An 18,431-nucleotide genomic window follows, 5' to 3' on the forward strand; every position below is an offset into this window, starting at 1 on the left:
GGTCAACCCCCCGGGAAGGATCGGAAGGCTCTGCTCATCCGGGAGGAGCCCGCCGTTGGTGGCCTCACTCGACGGATCATCCATCTCCATGAGGAACCTTGAGCCATCCAGATTGCTCAACCTCTCAAAATCGCTTCGAAGATCTGAGATATTGCGTATAGATAATCCCGAAGGTCAATTCAGGATATCCTTCAGGGGGGATCCCTTGGAGGTCCTCAGGGTGATCGTCAGGGCTAGCCTGTGCGGCGGTTGCGGCGTGTGCTCTGATTACTGCGGGAGGGGAGCAATAAGGCTCGGAGCGAGGGCCGAAATAGATGAGAAGCTTTGCAGCGGATGCGGGAGGTGCAACGAGGTTTGTCCCCTATCAGCTTACGCATTCAGGCTCTTGGAACTGAGGGATCTTGGATCCTCAACCTCCCGACCCGCTCACATCTAGCAGGCTGATCTCATCGAGCTCAACGACACCGTCCCCGTCATCTGTCCAGCCGATTAGATAGGCCTGCCCTGGGGAGAGCGCTTGCATGTTCTCAGACACCCAGATAAGCCCAGCCCTGGTCCCGTACCTGGTCACGCCAGCTACAGAGCAGTAGTAACCATCGCCCATCCTCACCACCTTCACCACGGCGTAGTCCCTCCTCCCGTAGCTCGACCAGTAGTCCCTCCCATTGAATTCCACTCCCCTGTAGAGCCCGTCCTTCCCCTTCAGGAACTTCACGGACCCATCGGCCGAGTAGGAGGGATCCGCGGCGGGTCCTCCCAGGCCTATCCTGAGGATGCCGCTGGCAGATCCCATGGATCTGAACCTGTCGGATAGATCCCTGTTCATCCCCAGGTCGACATTGGTCCCCAGGACCTCGAAGGAGCTCGGTTCCGGTATGCCACTCCCGTAGGAGATCCATCCGGAGTCGGGAACGGAGTCCCTGTAGATGATGGCCACCCTGAGTATCACGTCGAAGCCGGTTTGGCTGAGCTTGGCGAGAGAGGGCAGGAGCTTCACAGAGAGCTCAACGGCCTCTCCAACGGCTATCTCACCGGATCCCAGGTAGATCGTGTAGGGGAACCACCTCCTCCCATCGGAAGTGCAGATGTAGCTGTAACCGGCGCTCAGGTCGACGCCGTTGGTCTCATTCATGTCGGAGTCAAGGTCGACGAAGTAGTTCCTGGTGAGCCTGGAGTTGACTCCCCTGACATCGCAGGCCACCCCCTGCTTGCTGGATGGCACTAAAGCGAGATAGAGCCTGGAGAGGTCATCCAAAGCGTATAGCTCCCTGTAGTCCATGACCGATAGGGTGATCCCGGGCCGATTTGAGAGCAAGGGGATCCTGTACTCCCTGGCATTACCGTCCAAGCTGGCCCTCCCACTGTTGGACAAAGAGTAGGATTTTTTGTAAGTATCTCTCCTCAATGAATCAAAGTAAGCCTTCACTTTGAACGAATTTAGGTTCATGTATCCACCGAATCCCCTCCCAGAGATCAGTATTTTGCCGGCTGAAAGCTGCACGGAGCATGAAAGCAGCTTGGACTCCCCCCACTGTAGCTTGACGTCATCGTAAGCTAGAACGGAGCAGCCCTTATCTGAGGAGTTCGATGGATTCAGGTAGAACGCGAGCTGATAGTCCGCTCCCTTGGTGTCACCGGAGACCTCACCCCCTGGTCTCACGTCCAAGAATATCCTGCCCGTGTAGTAATCTGGCTTGGGATCTGAGTGGGAGTAGGTATCCACGGTCATCAGCAGATCCGAGCCGCTCACCTGAACGCTGAGGGATCTGATGTCTATCTGAGGTGAGGATGGGAGTTCCAAGGCATCTTGCCACGTGACGACGGGACCCGCTTCAGCGAGAGCCAGGGGGAGCAGGAGCATCGCGATCAGGAGCGTGGAATACCTTGGCATGCGATCACCTCCTCGCCAGGGCGGGGGGTAATAAAAAGGTGGGGAGAGGGTTGCCGTCATCGAGTTAGTCAGAAGACTTAGAAATCACCTCAGGAGTTCCTCCTCGTACCTCCTGAGATGTTCCACGGCTTCCCTAACGTCACTGAATCTGGAGGCAACCTCCTCCACGTCATTCCGGCTCACCTCATTTCTCCTCTCAGATCTGGCCTTCACACCGGCTATTCCAAGTATCTGGACGGCGTATCTAAGAGATCTATCCTCACCTATCCTTCTCAGGTACTTCATGGCCTCTTCACTCAATTCTATACCCTCCTCCTTTGCCCTTATCCTCAGTATGTGCTCTATCTCCTCCCCATTGTACTTATCGGTGGTTATTATCACCAGCCTGTCCAGCAGATCAAGGGGCATGCCGAACGGGGCCTCTATCTCGGTTCCCCTTATCTTGGTGATCCCCCTGTTAGTCGCCAGTATTATTATCGGGACCAGCTCGCTCTCCATCGCCCTGCTTATGAAGCTGAGCGCCTCTATGTCCATCATGTGGGCGTCATCTATGAACATGACGCCTGGGATTATCTCCGCCCTCCCCGCCTCGACCCATTCCCTGACCTGCTGATCGACCGCAGCCCTCACCTCTGGGTCTATCTCCTTCTCCCCCACTCCGAAGAGAAGGGAGAATATGCCACCTCCCCTCCTCCTAGCGAACATGTTGTCCAGATCGTCCAGCGTCATGACGTAGACGAACTCCTTCTCCTTAAGAACGGGCCCCTCAGGCCTTGGAATTATCTGTTCGGCCTCCAGATCGTAAGAGTGGGACTCCCTGGCCCTTCCCATCCTGGAGACCCTGCCGCTCTCCGCATCTATCATGACGACATCTCCCTCGCTGATCCCGAGCTCGACGATCTGCCTGGCGACGTTGGGACCCACCCTCAGTCTCCTCTCCTCGCCGGTTGTCTTGAGGGTTATCACGGCCTCCTGCGGCACTTTGATGAACGGGTTGAACGGGCTGGATCCCGTCTTCACATCTAGCTCCACGACCTCCCCCTCGTAGACCTTCCTCATCTCCCTTATCCTCACCCCTATCGCCTTCCTCATCGCTTCCATCAGCACCTCGGTCTTCTTCCTCTCCGCGCTGTATATCTCTGAACCGCTGAGCTGAATGAACGGGACCTCCTCGCCCAGCTCCCTAGCTATGGCCACCGCTATGGCGGTCTTCCCTGTCCCAGGGGGACCGGCCAGCAGCACGGCCTTGCCGCTGAGCCTCCCCTCCCTGGCCATCTTCACCACCAAGCCGGCTGCCTCCCTGGCCCTCAGCTGACCTACCAGCCCATCCGCCGCGAACTTGGCCCTCCCGCTCTCATCCAAGCCCAGCCCCTTTATGTGACTGTGAGCCCCTATCCTCTCCACCTTAACGCCACCTATCTCCTCTATCTCCATCACCGCCCCCCGGATCACCCTGTTGATCTCCATGATTTTTACGCTTTTACCCCTTCGCTCGCCTCCAAGCGAGGATGACACCCACTAGCACGGAGATCGCTATCAAGGCCAGCAGCGCATTCAGGAGGTTCAGCATAGTCCTCTCGGACTCAAAGGCTGAAGTAAGAGTTTCCACAGAATACGTTTCATTGAGCACGATCACATTGGTCCTTAGGAGGACGCTGTACCTCTGGGAGGCCACCTCGTACGTCAAGTTCACCTTCAGGTCATGACTGCCCGGTCTGAACTCCCTTGGTACGGCCAAGATAAGCTTCAAGCTCTTGGAACCGTTCATGGGAAGATCCCCTATCCTCCCGTAGATGACGAAGTCCCTCACCCTAATCATCCTCTCGCCGAAGATGGGGAAGGGAGCCTCCACCTCCAAGAACACGTTCGTCAGATTCAGGGGGGCCCTATTCTCGATCACCATGATGGCCTCCTTTCTCTCGCCCCTCCTTATCTCGGTCAGGGGTTGCGGCTTCACTAGGAGCATTCCCTTTATCGCTATGACCTTGGCCTCTATCTCAGCCACCTTCTCATCCCCCCTGAATATCTCGGCGTAGAGAACATGACTCCCAGCCGTGAGGGGTCTTATCACGATCCTGTAGCACCCCATCTCATCAGCCGTTCCCTCTTGGAAGAAAGATCCATCCACGTAAAGCCTAGCCCTGAGATTGGAGGCCATCTGAGAGGTTAAGCAGACTGTTCCGCTAACGGGGAAGTCTGCTGGGACGTAAATAGGAACGTCAATCTTCACAGGTGTGCATGAAGCCGCCAGCACCGGAAAAGCCAGGAGCGTCGCCAGCACTAGGGCGCGAGCGGATCGCATCCTCATCCCGGATGTTGAGGATGAACTGGGAAATAACCTTTTCATGGCGATCGAGAGCTCATGTGATGAACCGCGCACAACCAAGAGCATCGGACATCGCGATGAGCCTCACCCGACCATCACCAGCGATCCTTCAGAGCGGACCCGTTGATCAACCCCTTCCAGCGAAGTCCGGAGCCCTCAAGGGGCTGGGGATCCATCCATGTGGACCTCCAAGATATCCGCTGGACCCTGATCCCGTGGGGCCGTTCCCGAACGATCCATCCCGCGAAGATATTCTTTTTATCATTTAAAGATGGTGCGAGGGATGAGCAGATTTAAATTATCCACCGAGCCACGCCGGGCCTGGTGAGGTAAAGTGCCCCCGGTGAGGGATCCTCTCCTCCGCAGGCTCTCGGAGGAGATGGTGAAGTACGGGCTTGCTAAGGATATACTCCACGCTCTCAATGAATTGAGTGAGGCTAAACTGAGCGATGAGGAGATCGAAGAGCAGGTCAGCTTCTGGGAGAGGATGGAGAGAGAAGTTGAGGATCTCCTGAAGATAGGATACAGAATCTATCATGGAAGACTCTCTGACATCCTGAAGGAGGAGAGAGCGAGATCATGGCATGCTTAGATACTAGCGTGATAATCTCCTTCGTCGATGAGGGCGATCCATCCCACAAACATGCAGAGAAAGTCCTGAAGGGACTGAGGAAGAGGTTCGGTGAATTTTACACCACAAGGTTGGTCCTGCTGGAGCTGGCATCCGTCTACTCGAGAGCCGGTCTGGGCAAGCCCTTGGAGCTGGCGATCTACTCCATCAATCTCGTCGGGGGAAGGCTGATGTACGTTGACATGAATGATGTGCTGCGGATGGCACTTAAGCTGGCGCCCTCGTTGAAGATGAGGGCTTTAGACCTAATCCACGCGATCTCCTGCAAGCGCATAGGGGGAGTCGCGCTCGTGACGCTCGACCAGGAAATGCTGAGCAAAAGGGATACCTTGAGGGAGGTCTTAGATCTGGAGGTCATGCCCTAGTCGAGCATTCCCGGTGAATCAGGTCCGTCGTTTAACAGGTTTTACCTGGCGGATCGATCAACTTCCTCCGTTGGGATCTCGCTCGTCAGGGTACGAATCGAGAAGCATGAGATTCGCCATGACAAAAGTAGGCCAGCATGAAACTCGCGAGGGCCCGTGTCGGCTTGAAAATTTCCTGCGTCCTGAGTGAAATCTCGCCCTCCTCAGGAGAGCTCCCTGAGCCTGCTCACTAGCTCACTCACGTCCTTTAAAGTACTTACAGCGAGCGGAACCCTCATCACAGATGCCAGCTTGATGCCCAGCTCATCGACACCCTCGGGGTTCGGTCCGTGGAGCACTACCAAGCTGGGTCTCACGTCGACTACCTTCAGGGCCACCAGGGGGCTCCTGCCGGCCGATACTCTAGTGAATATCAGGGCCCTCTCCGTTGATGTGCCGAACAATCTCATGAAATCCGAGCCGCTCAGATTAAGGATGGCCTTAAGACTGTCTATCACGGTGTATCCATGTATGTACGTCGGCTGGGGGGCCTCAACCACTATCCTACCCTCTATCGCTTCCAGGAACCTCTCCATCTCTATCGGTAAGTTGAACTCGTTTATGTCAACCACGCTTGACAGGAGGGGGACTAGGCCGGAAGTCCTGACGAGGGTCCTGAGAACAGCACCTCCCCTCTTCTCGTCCTCCTCTATGAGGGCCATGACGAACCTCTTCAGCACGAGCGAACCGGGACTCTTCCTCCTGCTGGACTCATAATCGGATACGACGGATGCTGAGACACCGAGAGCCCTTGCAAGGTCGCTCTGCTTGACTCCGAAGTACTCCCTCCACTTCCTCATCGCTTGGCCTATGTTCTGGCTGAACAGTATGTCACCAGCTATCTTCTTAGCGACCACCTCCTTCAGTATCCTCCTGTGGTAATCCGCCAAGAGCTCGCTGTCTATTTCATCGCTCACATCCATCGATACCACTAGACATTGGTGTGACTCCCCATTATAAAGTCTTCGCCATTCAACGATCAGGCCGTGGCATCATACCCTCCGATGACATCAGGCCCTTCAGCAAACCTGGGAGTTCTTGATCTTTATGCTCCACGATCCTCAGCTTCCCTAACTCCCTAGCTATCACCACCGAGACGAAATGATGGCAGAATGCCCTCCTGCCCCTCATCACGACGTTCAGATAATAGTCTAGGCAGGAGCAGGCCCCCTCCTCAGAGACCACGTGACTCCCGGAGGATCCCCTGACGATGTAGAAGTACCTCCCGCTCGGAAGGAAAACGTGCTTCTCTACATGGCCCCTCAGGGCATACCTCAAGGCTTTGATGGAGCTGCTCCATGGAAGAGCGGCCAGCAGGGAATGTATTTTAATTCGCTTGATCTCCGCCTCCAAGGATGAGACCTATATGGGGTAGGCCGGCGGTAGAGATAAGCGTTGGGGGTGAGAGGTGGATATTGGTCGCCGACCTCCACGTGGGGTATGAGATGGAACTAGCCGCTCAGGGTTTTTACGTCCCTGACCAGAGCGAGAAGATTTTGGAGAAACTCCTATCACTTGGAAGGGCTGATGGTCTCTTCATAGCCGGTGATCTGAAGCATTCCGTCGCTTTCACAGGCGTAGGGGTGAGGAGGTTCCTGGAGGGGGTGTCCCGGAGATTCAGGAGGATTGAGATCGTTCTGGGCAACCATGACGGTGGCCTCCACAGGCTCGCTGGGGAGAAGGTCGTGATCCATGGGGCGAGGGGCGCGCCCCTGGGTGACGTGTGGGTCTTCCACGGTCACGCCTACCCATCCGAGGAATCGTCATCCTACGACTTCGGGATAATGGGTCACGTCCATCCGTCGGTGATGATCAGAGGCCTCGGAAGGGTGCCCGTGTGGGTGGTTGGAGATTCCGTCTGCGAGAACCTCCCGAGGACAATCATCCTGATCCCGGCCTTCAATGAATTGATCGGTTACGGGGACGTACTAAATCCCGGGGACTACGGACCCATATTCCCAAGATGCCTCGACCCGGAGTCAACGGACGTGCTGACGCTTGAGGGCGATTATCTGGGAACGCTCTCATTCCTAGCCGGCACGGGAAAGCTTATATAGCGAGCCCCCGGCTCTCGGCGAGGGATATTGGAGAGCTGGGACGTTGTGATAGTTGGGGCAGGTCCCGCTGGGATCTTCACGGCCATGGAGATCAAGAGAGCCCTTCCGGATGCTGGGGTCCTCGTGGTTGAGATGGGGAAGGACATAAAGGGCAGGAGATGCCCGATGAAGGAGGCTGGAAGGTGCCTGGCCTGCCCCATCTGCGACATAATGTCCGGCTTCGGTGGTGCAGGCACGTTCAGCGATGGAAAGCTCAACCTGACCAAGGAGGTCGGTGGGGATTTAGCCGGTCTCATAGGGGAGAGGGAATTCTGGGAACTGATCGATCATGTTGACAGGACATTCCTGGAGTTGGGAGCGCCAGAGCACGTTTACGGGGAGGACAAGGAGGAGGTGGAGAGGCTGAGGAGGAAGGCGCTGAAGGCCGGTCTCCTCCTGATTCCCTTCAGGATAAGGCACATGGGAAGCGATGGAGGCTACAGGGTGCTCCTTAACATGAGGAGGAGGGTTGAGGAGATGGGAGTCGCCCTGAGGTTCGGAACTCCGGTCACCAGGATACTGACCGATGGCGGTAGGGTTTCGGGGGTGACCCTCTCCGACGGTGAGGAGCTGAGGGCCAGGTACGTCGTGCTGACCCCAGGAAGGGTCATGGAGAGCTGGCTCGTGAGCGAGATGAGGAGGCTCGGGGTCAGGGTGGATGGCGGTAAGGTCGACCTCGGGGTCAGGGTGGAGGTTCCCCATGAGGTCATGCGCGAGTTCACGGACGTGCTCTACGAGCCGAAGCTCATATACTACAGTGACACCTTCGACGACAAGGTAAGGGTCTTCTGCGTCAATCCCAGGGGTGAGGTGATCACAGAATCTTACTGGGGGATAGTGACCGTCAACGGTATCTCTAGAAATGATGCTAAGACGGAGAACACGAACTTCGCGTTGTTAGTCACAACGGAGTTCACGGAACCTTACAGGGACACCATATCGTATGCGCTGAGCATAGCGAGGATGGCAAATGAGATAGCGGACAATCAGCCGATAGTGCAAAGGCTCGGGGATCTCAAGAGGGGGAGGAGATCCACCGAGGCCAGGTTGAGCAGGAGCGTAGTCAGGCCCACGCTGCCAGGAGCGACTCCAGGTGACCTGAGCTTCGTCCTCCCGTTCAGGTACTTGAAGGACATCCTGGAGATGCTAAAGGCGATGAACGAGATAATGCCAGGGATTTACTCCGATCACACGCTCCTCTACGGGGTCGAAGTGAAGCTCTACGGGGCTAAGATAGATTTGAAGCCCAATCTGGAGACCAAGACCATAGAGGGGCTCTACGCCGGTGGGGACGGCGCCGGTGTCTCCAGGGGGCTCGTGCAGGCAGCCGCCTCCGGGGTCTGGATAGGTAGGGACATAGCAAGGAGGCTCTCCGCCGGGCATCGCTAGCGCTTGAGTGACCTTTCAAGTCCCTAAGGAGCGGCTTGCTTAGCGTGACGGAGAATTCTTTATTAATTTTCCTGAGCGTTAGATCGATGAAGGAGTCCGAAAGGTGCTACCATGCCGCTCAGCGTGAGAGACACTAGGATGTTCAAGAGGAGGTATGAAAGTTATCTGAAAACCCTGAGGGAGTTGAACATAGAGAGAGCTGATGAAGTGGCGGCTCTGCTAACCGTAGCTGAGATACTATCCCATCTGAGGAGCTTGGATGTCGATCTGGCTTCCCCTCAGGCCTGAGCCTCCCGGCCAAGCCGCCAGCAGCCAATCCATAAAAAAGTTTCCTAAGGGTGTTATGGGTTTGATCTGGCCTCAGATTTTTGCCTTGATCTCCTCGGCCCTCTTCCTCACGTTGCTCAGCACATCCAGGAAAAGGTTATTTCCGTGGGAGTCTATCGCCACCATGGTTGGACCGAAGTTCTCGACCTCCACCACCCACATGGCCTCAGGAACCCCCAAATCCAGCCAGTGAACTTCCAGCACTCTCCTGACGGCATTTGTGGCGAGCACCGAGACACCGCCCGGGTAGGCAAGGTAGGCTGCTCCGTACTCCTTCATGGCCTGGGTCGTCCTCTCGAACAGGCCCCCCTTCCCTATTATCAACCTGACCCCGAACTCCCTTATGAAATCGGCCTCCACGCTCTCCATCCTGGCGCTCGTCGTCGGCCCGAATCCGTATATCTTCCACTCCCCATCCACCTTACCCACTATGGGACCGCAGTGATAGAGAGCCATGCCCTCGAGCTTCACCGGAACCTTATCCTTCTCGCCCTTAGCGGCCAGCTCCAGAGCCCTTCTGTGTACCTGATCCCTGCCAGTTATTATTATTCCATCCAGATACACTATATCCCCCACTTTGAGTTTCCTAACCTGCTCCTCGGTGACCGGAGTCCTCAACCTGTACTCGACCATGTGATCACCCCCTAAGGTGGGAGCACTATCTCAAGATCACCCCTCTTATCGAACACGCCCTCCGCTCTCCTGAAGGCCCAGCACTGCGTGCTCACACCCACCGGCAGGCTCGCCGGGTGCTTGTGGGCCCACTCGATCTTGACCCCCAGGGCGTAGGTCCTGCCCCCTAGCCCCATGGGACCCAATCCGAGGGAGTTGATCATGTCCAGGAGTTCATTCTCGAGATCCGCCAGTTTTGGATCTGGATTTTGTTCATTTAACCTCCTGAAAGTCGCTTTCTTTGCCAATTTTATCGCGAGATCCGCGCTACCCCCGACCCCCACGCCCACCACTATTGGAGGGCATGGTTGAGGACCAGCGTCGACCATGGCATCTATCACAGCCCTCTTCACACCCTTAACCCCGAGGACCGGGCTCAGCATGTAGAGCTTGGAGGTGTTCTCACTGCCCCCTCCCTTGGCCAGGTAGATCACCCTCATCCGATCCCCGGGGACCAGGTCTACGTGCACTATGGGGACGAACCTACCGGTGTTGTCTCCCGGGTTCTCCCCCGTCCAGGGGTTCACCGTGTTTGGCCTGAGTGGTATCTCCCTGGTCGCCTTCCTCACCGCCTCCTCTATAATGGATATAAGCTCCGATCTGACCGGGAATTCATCTCCCAGCTCTATGAAGAAGGTAGGGGTCCCGGTGTCCTGGCACATCGGCATCCTGAGCCTGCCGGAGGCATCTATGTTCTTCAATATAGCCTCCAAATTGGCTTTGGCTACCGGATTGTCCTCCACCTCATATGCCTTGACGAGGGCCTCCCTGACATCCTTGGGGACATTAAAAGCCGCTTCCCTCATCATCCTAACGATCCCATCGATGATGGATTGCCTGAGGTCCCCCATGAAGAACCCTTAGGGGATAAGACCGTATAAATTATTAACTTTTCTATCCCCTTCCCTGGGACGATCTCGGGAGCACGGATCTTGAGCCGCGGTTATCCGGCCCCCTCTCCCCAAATGGTGTAAAAATGAGGTTTTTATAGGTTCCTGCTGAGGAGAGAACCGAGCCTCCTTATCCCCTCATCTATCACGCTGGGGTCGTTGTAGGAATAGCCTAGCCTCATGCCGTTCTTCGGAGTCCTCTTAGCCGCATCCAGCAGCTTACCATCCGATGGATCGTATATGTATCCCTTAAGTGGATAGAAGGCCTCTCCGGGAACGTAAAGTATATCATTTGGTATTGCTACCTCCTCCAGGAACCTCTTACTGTCGAAATCCCTCTTAGATGACTCCCACCATATGAAGAACCCTCCCGTTGGATCCGTCCTCGTGCCATCGGGGAAGCTCTCATCTATGGCCTTCGCCATCGCCTCATACCTTCTCCTATAGCCCTCCCTCACCCTCTCTATGAACTGATTGAAGTAGAGCTCGTAGTAGAGCTTAGCCATCTTCTGCGTTATCGTGGGCGTGCACAGATCGTGATAACCCTTCGCTTTGACGACCTCCTCCCTTATCTCAGGGGGCATCAGGTTGTAGCCCACCCTGAGGACCGAAACCTCCTTGCTGGTGGTTCTCATATAGATGACGGTGCTCCCATCCTCATCGAACGCCCTTATAGGCTTTAACCTCTCCCCCCTGAACTGTATTTCCCTGTAGGCAGCATCCTCAAGCAGATAGATTCCGTTCTCCTTGGCTATCTCCAGCAGCCTCCTTCTCCTGCTCTCCGGTAAAGTCGTGCCGGAGGGGTTATCCGAGTCCGGGACGACATATATCAGCTTGGGTTTCCTGCCCAACTCGCTCTCCGCCTTCCTTATGGATTCCTCCACGTACTCGGGGATCATCCCCTCCCTGTCGGAGGGTACCGCTATCGTGTTCCCGTAAAGCTTCGTAACGACGTTCACGAAGCCCAGGTAGACCGGAGCGGGGACTATAACTATGTCTCCAGGGTTCAAGAGGACATCTAGGGCCAGATATATCATCTGCTGAGATCCTGTTGTGACCACCACCTCCTTCCATCCTTCCTCCTTGTCTAGGTTTATGGAGTCCCTCTCCCTGAAGATGTTGGCCAGGGTCATCCTGACGTCCGGGAGGCCGTCCGTCGGGCCGTAGTTATAGTCTTCGATGACCTCCACCTCCCTCCCCGAGAAGACGTCCTCGAGCTCCCTTAAGGCCAATCTCATCAGGATCATTGGGAATGCCCCTGTTGGTATCACGCCGGGTTTGCCTCCAGCGAAGTAATACTTCACCTTGTACCTGAGCAGCCTCCTTATCTCCGACTCCGGGATCAGCTTGGTCCACTCAGCCAGACCAACCTTACGCGCAGGCAAGGTAACACCGAACCGTTCAGGATGTAAAACATTTAATCATGTGGGTCCCATCGGTCACTTATTCGGTTAAGTATTTAACCAAATAAGCTGATGTGACCTGACTGCCCGATTAAGGATGTTAAATTGTGTTAAAAAACTACAGGGTCACCTGATGAGAAATGCCTCGGAATCCCGTACTCATTTCTACCTTCACATCACCACTTTGGTCTTCCTCTATATCCCTCATCCCTTCCTCTGAAATCCCTCCTTCTCCTCTGGGGCCTGAAGTCACCCTGAGCCTCCGGCATGTCCTCAGGGATATCCTCAGCCTTCACGAAACCCTCGTCATTTGTTTCAGAAAGTCTCCCCATATTCCCTAGGTTCAGCTGAACCTTTCCCCTATATACGGTTGTGAAGGCATTTTGCAGCTCGACAACATCCCCCTCCCTCAGCTTGCCCGCGTGCTCACCCCATAGTACTAGAACGACCCTTCCAGTCTCGTCACCAACGGTGGCCTCTGATAGCGTTCTCGGACCTCTCTTGGTCTCCACAACTCTCGGCTCGCCCACCTCGAGGACCCGGACCTTCACATCCACGCTGCTCTCTCCGGGTCTCAGATCCAATACCTTACGACTCGTCGACATACCACTCGCCTCGAAGGCGTTGCCCTACCCCCACCCCCAGCTATTTAAACGTATGGGTCATGCGGTCCCCGGATCATAGGACCCTCGAGTATCAGGCGCCACCCAGTGGACTGGCAGGCCACGCGCAGCCAAGCGAGCATTCCATAAGTTGGAATCTGTAACGATGAACCCGCTACATGAATCAATGTACTTCGTTAGGGAGTAAGATAGATCATAATCAATTTATGAAACTGCCGGATATTTGGAATATAATTTTAGATTTATTGCCATAAAATTACAATCGATAAACATTAAAATATCCTCAGGCCCCTATGATGCGGAGGGTCCAGGGAATGGACGAGCAGGGGAGTGTGGATGTCAACAAGCTCATTTATGATATAAGGAGAATATTGAACAACAAAATCGCTAGAAGTCTCATCAAGATGGTAGGAAATCCGAGAAGACTCTCCAAAATACTCGCCATCTATGCAGAGGTGGAGGAACCCGAGGGAATGAGGGAGAAGACCATCTCCCACGCGGTAGGTCTTTTACTCTCTAAATCAGCCGATAGGTTCGGCTTCGATGAGTCGCTCCTCAAGGAGAGGTTGAAGGATCCATACATGAGAAGGGGGATAGCGAACATACTGCTCGGGATCGCCCATTACGGCATAACCAGGCCTCAGAGGCTCTACTCCCCATTCATGGTAGTTTGGGATTTCACGAAGAGGTGCAATCTCTCCTGCCTCCACTGCTACGCCAACGCTTCTCCCCTACCACCACCGGACGAGCTCGGGCTGGAGGAGAGGCTGGAGGTGCTCAGGCAGATGGATGAAGCTGGCGTTGCTGCCGTCTCCTTCTCGGGAGGGGAGCCTCTGATGGTCCCCGACTTCTGGGTCGTGGCCAAGAGGGCCGCCGATGCCGGCATGTACGTGAGCGTTGCCACGAACGCCACACTCATAAAACCTGAGGTCGCTAGGAGGTTGAAGGAGATAGGGGTCAGGTACGTGGAGGTCAGCCTCGACTCACCCAATCCGGAGTCTCACGATAGCTTCAGAGGGGTGAAGGGAGCCTGGGAGAGGTCCGTCGAGGGGGCGAAGAACGCTAAGGAAGCCGGTATGGATGTTGGCATCGCTATGACGGTCACAAAGAAGAACTACAAGGAGGTGGCGGACATGTTGAAGCTGGCCAAGGAGCTGAACGCCGATAGGTTCATCGCCTTCAACTTCATACCGACGGGCAGGGGAAGGGAGATCCTGGAATACGACCTGAGCCCGAGGGAGAGGATGGAGGTCCTTGAGCTCCTCTATTCGGAGCTGTCTAATGGGTTCCAGGCATTCTCCACGAGTCCCGTTTATGCTGTCGTCTCGCTCAAGCATGCGGATAAGGGAGGAAAGCTCACCCCGACTCACTTCGCCGAGCTGGCGATACCCGAGGAGTACATGTCAGCGGGGTTCGCCCTAGCCGAGTTCCTGGGCGGATGCGGGGCCGGCAGGATATACTGCTCGGTCGAGCACAACGGGGATATGCAGCCCTGCGTCTTCATGCCAGTGGTGCTGGGGAACGTGCTGAGGGATGGGTTTCTCAACATCTGGCAGAACAACGAGCTCCTGAATAAGCTGAGGGATAGGGATAGGGTCGATTATGCCTGCCTGACATGCGGGTACAAGTACATATGCGGGGGATGCAGGGCCAGGGCCCTAGCTTACTACGGGGATCCTTTGGGTCCCGATCCGAGCTGCGAGTTCAACTCCGATCTCTGGGAGGAGCTAGAGGCCTCCGTCGTTGGAAGATAGCCTCCCTATTTCCTCAAGCATCAGGTCGGCAAACTTAGTTTTTCTATTGGCTAGAAGCATCAAGATGGCTCCCTCCCTCATCGCAAGTCCTATAACGTCCCTCACGGAGTCCAAGTCCTCTTTCACGGGGAAGCACTTCCTCCCCACGCGCTTCGCCACCGATCTGGCCGCATGACCGCTGACGAAGATGGAGCTGATGAGCTCCTCCTCGGAGAGCTTCCTCAGGAAACCGGCGAAGAGGGATGTCCTATCCCTCCTATCGCTCCTGAAGCTCGCTGAGATGATGATGCGCCTCCCATACCTCCTGAGCAGGTAACTCAGCAGGATCTCAGCGCTTTCCGGATCGTTCACCTTTGCTCCGTTGTACCAGAGGAGGTCACCGCTCCTCCTAACGCTCAGCATTTCCTCTAGCTTTCTCATCATGTACCTCCTCTCCTCCTCACCCAAGCGCTCCCCCGTGACCAGTCTCGCAACCTCCTCAGAGATTCCCACGGATTCAGACCCGGGTATCCCGTAATTCCTAGCTTGGATGTACTCAGCACCCAGCCGCTCCGCTCCGGCCTTCAGTAGATCTATCAGCTCCTTTCTGGTCTCGCCGCTTATCAGAAACTCAACATCTTCGTTGATGGATGAAATGAAGGATTTGGCCACCTCCCTCCTGTTCTCGCCCAAGAACTCCGCGTGGTCCATCCTCACGTTGGTTATCGTGACGATGTCCGGCCTCACCATCCTGTGGAAGACCCTCATAGTGTAAGGTGTTATCGCCTGATTTTCGATTATCAGGACATCATGGGGGATCTTAATGACATCTAGATTCTCATCTAAGACGGATCTTGGCCTTATGTTCATTCTGAATTCCGAATCAGCGATCCTGACGATCGCATCCTCCCCGGTGGTCTTTGAGACGACCTTCAATCCCCTCCTCATGAGGAGATCGTGCACCATGTTTACCGTGGTTGTCTTTCCGCGAGTCCCAGACACGGAGATCCTCATGAGGATCCCTTGATCAACCAGTAGGTGAGGGATATCGCGATGAATGTGAGCACAAACGAAATCGCTGTTTTAATTTGATCCCTGCTTGAGTGAGTATCGTAAGCCATCTGCCCTGAAAGCATCGATAGCGCTAATGAGATCTCATCTGACTTCGCGAGCGAGTAAGGGAGCATCAGGAGCAGTGAGGTGAGGAGCTGTATGTGGAACACGCGCATCCCGTACACTAGGAACCTCCTGAAAACGGCCTCGCCCACTAAGATCGAGATGGAGAAACATAGAAGAAACATTATACTAAAAAGTGGTCTATTGAAGGAATATATGGCTCCGATGACCGGATATGGTACAATATTTCTCACGTTATAACGCCTATATAATGCGTAAGATATCACTACCGCGGCTGCCGATAGTGCGAACTCTAGAAGCATGAACCGATGTCACCAGGCAGGCATAAATACATTGTTCCGGAATCGTTCCAGGGGCTCCGCTAATCCCATGTAGAATATTTTAACTCGAATGCGGAGCGACCCCTCCTCATATGGAAATTTTTTTAAGAAAGACCTGCGACGCATTGGAGGCCGGAGGTGTCAGCATGGCCGAGCAGTTGAACCCTTGGGAGAATGCCCTCAAGCAGCTGGATAAGGCCGCCAAGGTGCTGAAACTAGACCCGGGGATTCACCAGATCCTCGCGACACCGAAAAGGGTGCTGGAGGTCCAGATCCCTGTTAGGATGGATGACGGTTCCATCAAGGTCTTCCTGGGTTGGAGGGTTCAGCACAACGATGCCAGGGGGCCCTTCAAGGGGGGCATAAGGTATCACCCCGACACGAACGTCGATGAGGTGAAGGCCCTAGCGATGTGGATGACCTGGAAAACTGCCGTGGTTGATGTCCCGTTCGGTGGCGGGAAAGGAGGCGTCAGGGTTGATCCCAGGGCCCTCAGCCCGGGAGAGCTGGAGAGGCTCACCAGGAGGTACGCCTATGCTATAGCCCCGATAATAGGTGTGGACATAGACATACCAGCCCCCGACGTCTACACGAACCCGCAGACGATGGCTTGGATAGTCGACACCTACAGCATGATCAAGGGCTACTTCGAGCCGGGCGTGATAACCGGGAAGCCGCTGGAGGTAGGAGGGAGTGAGGGGAGGAATGAGGCCACAGCTAGGGGATTGCAATACGTCACTGAGGAGGCTGTGAAGGTCCTTGGGATCGATCCTAAGAAGGCCAAGGTTGCGGTCCAGGGCTATGGTAATGCCGGCTACTTCTCAGCGAAGTTCATGCAGGAGCTCGGCATGAAGATCGTGGCCGTGAGCGATTCCAAGGGGGCGATATACAACCCAGACGGGCTGGACCCAGATAAGGTATTGGAGCACAAGAACAAGACCGGCTCCGTCGTAGGCTTCCCAGGCTCCACCTCCTTGGATAGCGATCCTAAGAGGGCTAATGAAAAGCTACTGGAGCTAGATGTGGATGTGCTCATACCAGCGGCCATTGAGAACGTCATAACCGATAAGAATGCCGATAACATCAAGGCCAAGCTCATAGTGGAGGCGGCAAACGGGCCGACGACTCCTGAGGCCGATAGCATACTCCATGAGAGGGGCATCACGGTGGCTCCCGATATACTGGCCAACGCGGGTGGCGTCACCGTCAGCTACTTCGAGTGGGTTCAGGCGAGGACCAGGGAGTGGTGGGACATAGATACCGTGAGGATGAAGCTGAGGGCTAAGATGACGAAGGCCTTCAGGGACGTTTACGAGATGCACAAGGAGCTCAAGGTTGACATGAGAACAGCTGCGTTGGCCTTAGCCGTCAAGAGAGTGGTTAGGGCGATGGAGCTCAGGGGGATCTGGCCCTAAAAATATTTTTCTCATCTTTTTCTCATCTTTTTAACAGAATGATCCCTTCCCCATGAGCCCATCCTCATGCAGCACTCGGCTCAGGTGGGCCTTCCAGAGTATCCCTATGATGGCTCCTGAGAGCCTCTATCCTTCCTCTAGATAAGGGTAGCTCGGGCCTCTCCGGCAGCAGGCCCTGTGGTCTGAACATGGCTATCAGCACTATCGTGAGTCCTATTAGGATGTACTCTAGCCAGTTAGGATTTATCGGTATCAAGGACTCCAAAGTTGTTTTGTATGCAAATATGAGACTCCTTATGGTGGAGAATGCGAGCGTCCCCACCAGTATCCCCATGTTGTTCCCAGCCCCACCTAGCATCATGAAGGCCCAAGGCCAGAACGTCCAGGTCACTCTGTTGTAAGTGTATGCCTTCAGGCTCATTGTGTATAGAGTCCATAGGGCCCCACCCAAGGCGGCGACGGATCCTCCTATTATAAGAGCTTGGGATCTGAGCTTCACTATGTCCTTTCCGAAGGCCCTGGCCGCCATTTCCATGTCCCTCATGGCTTTAAGGGATCTCCCGAATGGGGACCTGATCAGCAGCTGGAGGTAAATGTACACCATCATAGCTACGCACAGTATCACTGCCGCGCTGAAGATGAACCTAGCTTGACCCGCCCCAACGAACCTGAACACATCGGGGACCGTGATACCCTCAGTCCCCCCCGCGATTGGGTCGTAGTACTTGACCACCGTTTGAAGCGCCTCGCCGAAAGTCAGCAGCGTTATCCCTAGGTATGCCTCACGGAGCCTTATCGCCGGATATGACGCTAAATACCCTATTATACCCCCCATCAGCGCCGCCACGGCTAGCGAGAGCACCAGCATTAGGATGGACTCCAGAGGACTCGAGCTCAATCTTCTGTTCATCTCCTCCACTATCCTCAGGTTCGTGAAGACATCCGCGTAGTCACCTCCCCATGGGAGTCCGTAGTAGAGGGCCATTAATCTCCCGGCTATGGATCCGGCCCCTATGGCGCCGGCCAGTACAGCCAGAACTCTACCGAACTGTGGGATTCCCGCTATGCCTACCTCCAAATTAAGGCTTAGGGTCACTATCAGGAAGATACTGAAGTTAACGATTATGCTGAGGAATAGAGGGTCTGAGAGCACTTCTATTAACCCCTCCAATCC

The 18,431-nt window shown here is 55.1% G+C and carries 19 protein-coding genes; 7 read left to right on the top strand and 12 right to left on the bottom strand.

Annotation, left to right across the window (positions count from 1 at the left end; translation table 11 throughout):
- Nucleotides 1-88 precede the first annotated feature (88 nt).
- Nucleotides 89-436 (top strand): 4Fe-4S dicluster domain-containing protein, encoded by a 348-nt coding sequence (locus BA066_02045; GenBank protein ID RDD53893.1) that lies wholly within the window; start codon nucleotides 89-91, stop codon nucleotides 434-436.
- On the opposite strand, the gene BA066_02050 is transcribed toward BA066_02045, so the two are convergent.
- The 3 genes from BA066_02050 to BA066_02060 all read right to left on the bottom strand — a co-directional run bounded on the left by BA066_02050 (nucleotide 410) and on the right by BA066_02060 (nucleotide 4,199).
- A complete protein-coding gene (locus tag BA066_02050) occupies nucleotides 410-1,891 on the bottom strand; it encodes a hypothetical protein (protein RDD53869.1) in 1,482 nt (493 codons plus the stop codon). The two genes, BA066_02045 and BA066_02050, sit on opposite strands and share 27 nt — an antisense overlap.
- Nucleotides 1,892-1,975: 84 nt before the next feature.
- Nucleotides 1,976-3,328 (bottom strand): AAA family ATPase, encoded by a 1,353-nt coding sequence (locus tag BA066_02055; protein RDD53894.1) that lies wholly within the window; start codon nucleotides 3,326-3,328, stop codon nucleotides 1,976-1,978.
- 43 nt (nucleotides 3,329-3,371) lie between these two features.
- Nucleotides 3,372-4,199 (bottom strand): hypothetical protein, encoded by an 828-nt coding sequence (locus BA066_02060; protein RDD53870.1) that lies wholly within the window; start codon nucleotides 4,197-4,199, stop codon nucleotides 3,372-3,374.
- 352 nt (nucleotides 4,200-4,551) lie between these two features.
- Between BA066_02060 and BA066_02065 the strand changes: the two genes are divergently transcribed.
- Both BA066_02065 and BA066_02070 read left to right on the top strand, forming a co-directional pair.
- A complete protein-coding gene (locus BA066_02065) occupies nucleotides 4,552-4,809 on the top strand; it encodes a hypothetical protein (protein ID RDD53871.1) in 258 nt (85 codons plus the stop codon).
- Nucleotides 4,797-5,213, top strand: coding sequence for a PIN domain-containing protein (locus BA066_02070; protein RDD53872.1), 417 nt, complete (start codon nucleotides 4,797-4,799; stop codon nucleotides 5,211-5,213). The genes BA066_02065 and BA066_02070 overlap by 13 nt, the downstream gene beginning before the upstream one ends.
- A 203-nt stretch (nucleotides 5,214-5,416) precedes the next feature.
- Here the strand turns inward: BA066_02070 and BA066_02075 are convergent, their stop codons facing one another.
- Complete coding sequence (locus tag BA066_02075; protein RDD53873.1) at nucleotides 5,417-6,175, bottom strand: helix-turn-helix domain-containing protein; 759 nt, start codon at nucleotides 6,173-6,175, stop codon at nucleotides 5,417-5,419.
- 49 nt (nucleotides 6,176-6,224) lie between these two features.
- Nucleotides 6,225-6,605, bottom strand: coding sequence for a hypothetical protein (locus BA066_02080; GenBank protein RDD53874.1), 381 nt, complete (start codon nucleotides 6,603-6,605; stop codon nucleotides 6,225-6,227).
- A 2-nt stretch (nucleotides 6,606-6,607) separates the two neighbouring features.
- Here BA066_02080 and BA066_02085 point away from each other — a divergent pair, with 2 nt between their 5' ends.
- Nucleotides 6,608-7,309: a hypothetical protein gene (locus tag BA066_02085; GenBank protein ID RDD53875.1), complete on the top strand. Its 702-nt coding sequence runs from the start codon at nucleotides 6,608-6,610 to the stop codon at nucleotides 7,307-7,309.
- Between the two features lie 27 nt (nucleotides 7,310-7,336).
- Entirely contained in the window at nucleotides 7,337-8,737 is a 1,401-nt protein-coding gene (locus BA066_02090) for an FAD-binding protein (GenBank protein RDD53876.1), read from the top strand.
- A gap of 360 nt (nucleotides 8,738-9,097) precedes the next feature.
- On the opposite strand, the gene BA066_02095 is transcribed toward BA066_02090, so the two are convergent.
- The 4 genes from BA066_02095 to BA066_02110 all read right to left on the bottom strand — a co-directional run bounded on the left by BA066_02095 (nucleotide 9,098) and on the right by BA066_02110 (nucleotide 12,634).
- A complete protein-coding gene (locus BA066_02095; GenBank protein RDD53877.1) occupies nucleotides 9,098-9,697 on the bottom strand; it encodes a fumarate hydratase in 600 nt (199 codons plus the stop codon).
- A gap of 11 nt (nucleotides 9,698-9,708) precedes the next feature.
- Entirely contained in the window at nucleotides 9,709-10,587 is an 879-nt protein-coding gene (locus tag BA066_02100; GenBank protein ID RDD53878.1) for a fumarate hydratase, read from the bottom strand.
- Nucleotides 10,588-10,721: 134 nt separating this feature from the next.
- A complete protein-coding gene (locus BA066_02105; protein RDD53879.1) occupies nucleotides 10,722-12,011 on the bottom strand; it encodes a PLP-dependent aminotransferase family protein in 1,290 nt (429 codons plus the stop codon).
- Between the two features lie 194 nt (nucleotides 12,012-12,205).
- Nucleotides 12,206-12,634, bottom strand: coding sequence for a single-stranded DNA-binding protein (locus BA066_02110; GenBank protein ID RDD53880.1), 429 nt, complete (start codon nucleotides 12,632-12,634; stop codon nucleotides 12,206-12,208).
- Between the two features lie 332 nt (nucleotides 12,635-12,966).
- Between BA066_02110 and BA066_02115 the strand changes: the two genes are divergently transcribed.
- A complete protein-coding gene (locus BA066_02115; protein ID RDD53895.1) occupies nucleotides 12,967-14,406 on the top strand; it encodes a radical SAM protein in 1,440 nt (479 codons plus the stop codon).
- Here the strand turns inward: BA066_02115 and BA066_02120 are convergent.
- Together BA066_02120 and BA066_02125 are read right to left on the bottom strand one after the other, a co-directional pair.
- Complete coding sequence (locus tag BA066_02120; GenBank protein RDD53881.1) at nucleotides 14,380-15,399, bottom strand: hypothetical protein; 1,020 nt, start codon at nucleotides 15,397-15,399, stop codon at nucleotides 14,380-14,382. The genes BA066_02115 and BA066_02120 overlap by 27 nt on opposite strands.
- Nucleotides 15,396-15,686 carry a hypothetical protein gene (locus tag BA066_02125; GenBank protein RDD53882.1) on the bottom strand — a complete coding sequence of 97 codons (291 nt, stop codon included), beginning with the start codon at nucleotides 15,684-15,686 and terminating at the stop codon, nucleotides 15,396-15,398. The genes BA066_02120 and BA066_02125 overlap by 4 nt, the downstream gene beginning before the upstream one ends.
- Nucleotides 15,687-15,988: 302 nt before the next feature.
- Between BA066_02125 and BA066_02130 the strand changes: the two genes are divergently transcribed.
- Nucleotides 15,989-17,257, top strand: coding sequence for a Glu/Leu/Phe/Val dehydrogenase (locus BA066_02130; protein RDD53896.1), 1,269 nt, complete (start codon nucleotides 15,989-15,991; stop codon nucleotides 17,255-17,257).
- Between the two features lie 64 nt (nucleotides 17,258-17,321).
- Here the strand turns inward: BA066_02130 and BA066_02135 are convergent, their stop codons facing one another.
- The gene (locus tag BA066_02135) at nucleotides 17,322-18,428 is read right to left on the bottom strand and encodes a branched-chain amino acid ABC transporter permease (GenBank protein ID RDD53897.1); all 1,107 of its coding nucleotides are present in this window, start codon (nucleotides 18,426-18,428) and stop codon (nucleotides 17,322-17,324) included.
- Nucleotides 18,429-18,431: the final 3 nt, after the last annotated feature.

The sequence above is a fragment of the Candidatus Korarchaeota archaeon NZ13-K genome, from assembly GCA_003344655.1.
In the GTDB taxonomy this organism is placed as follows: domain Archaea; phylum Korarchaeota; class Korarchaeia; order Korarchaeales; family Korarchaeaceae; genus Korarchaeum.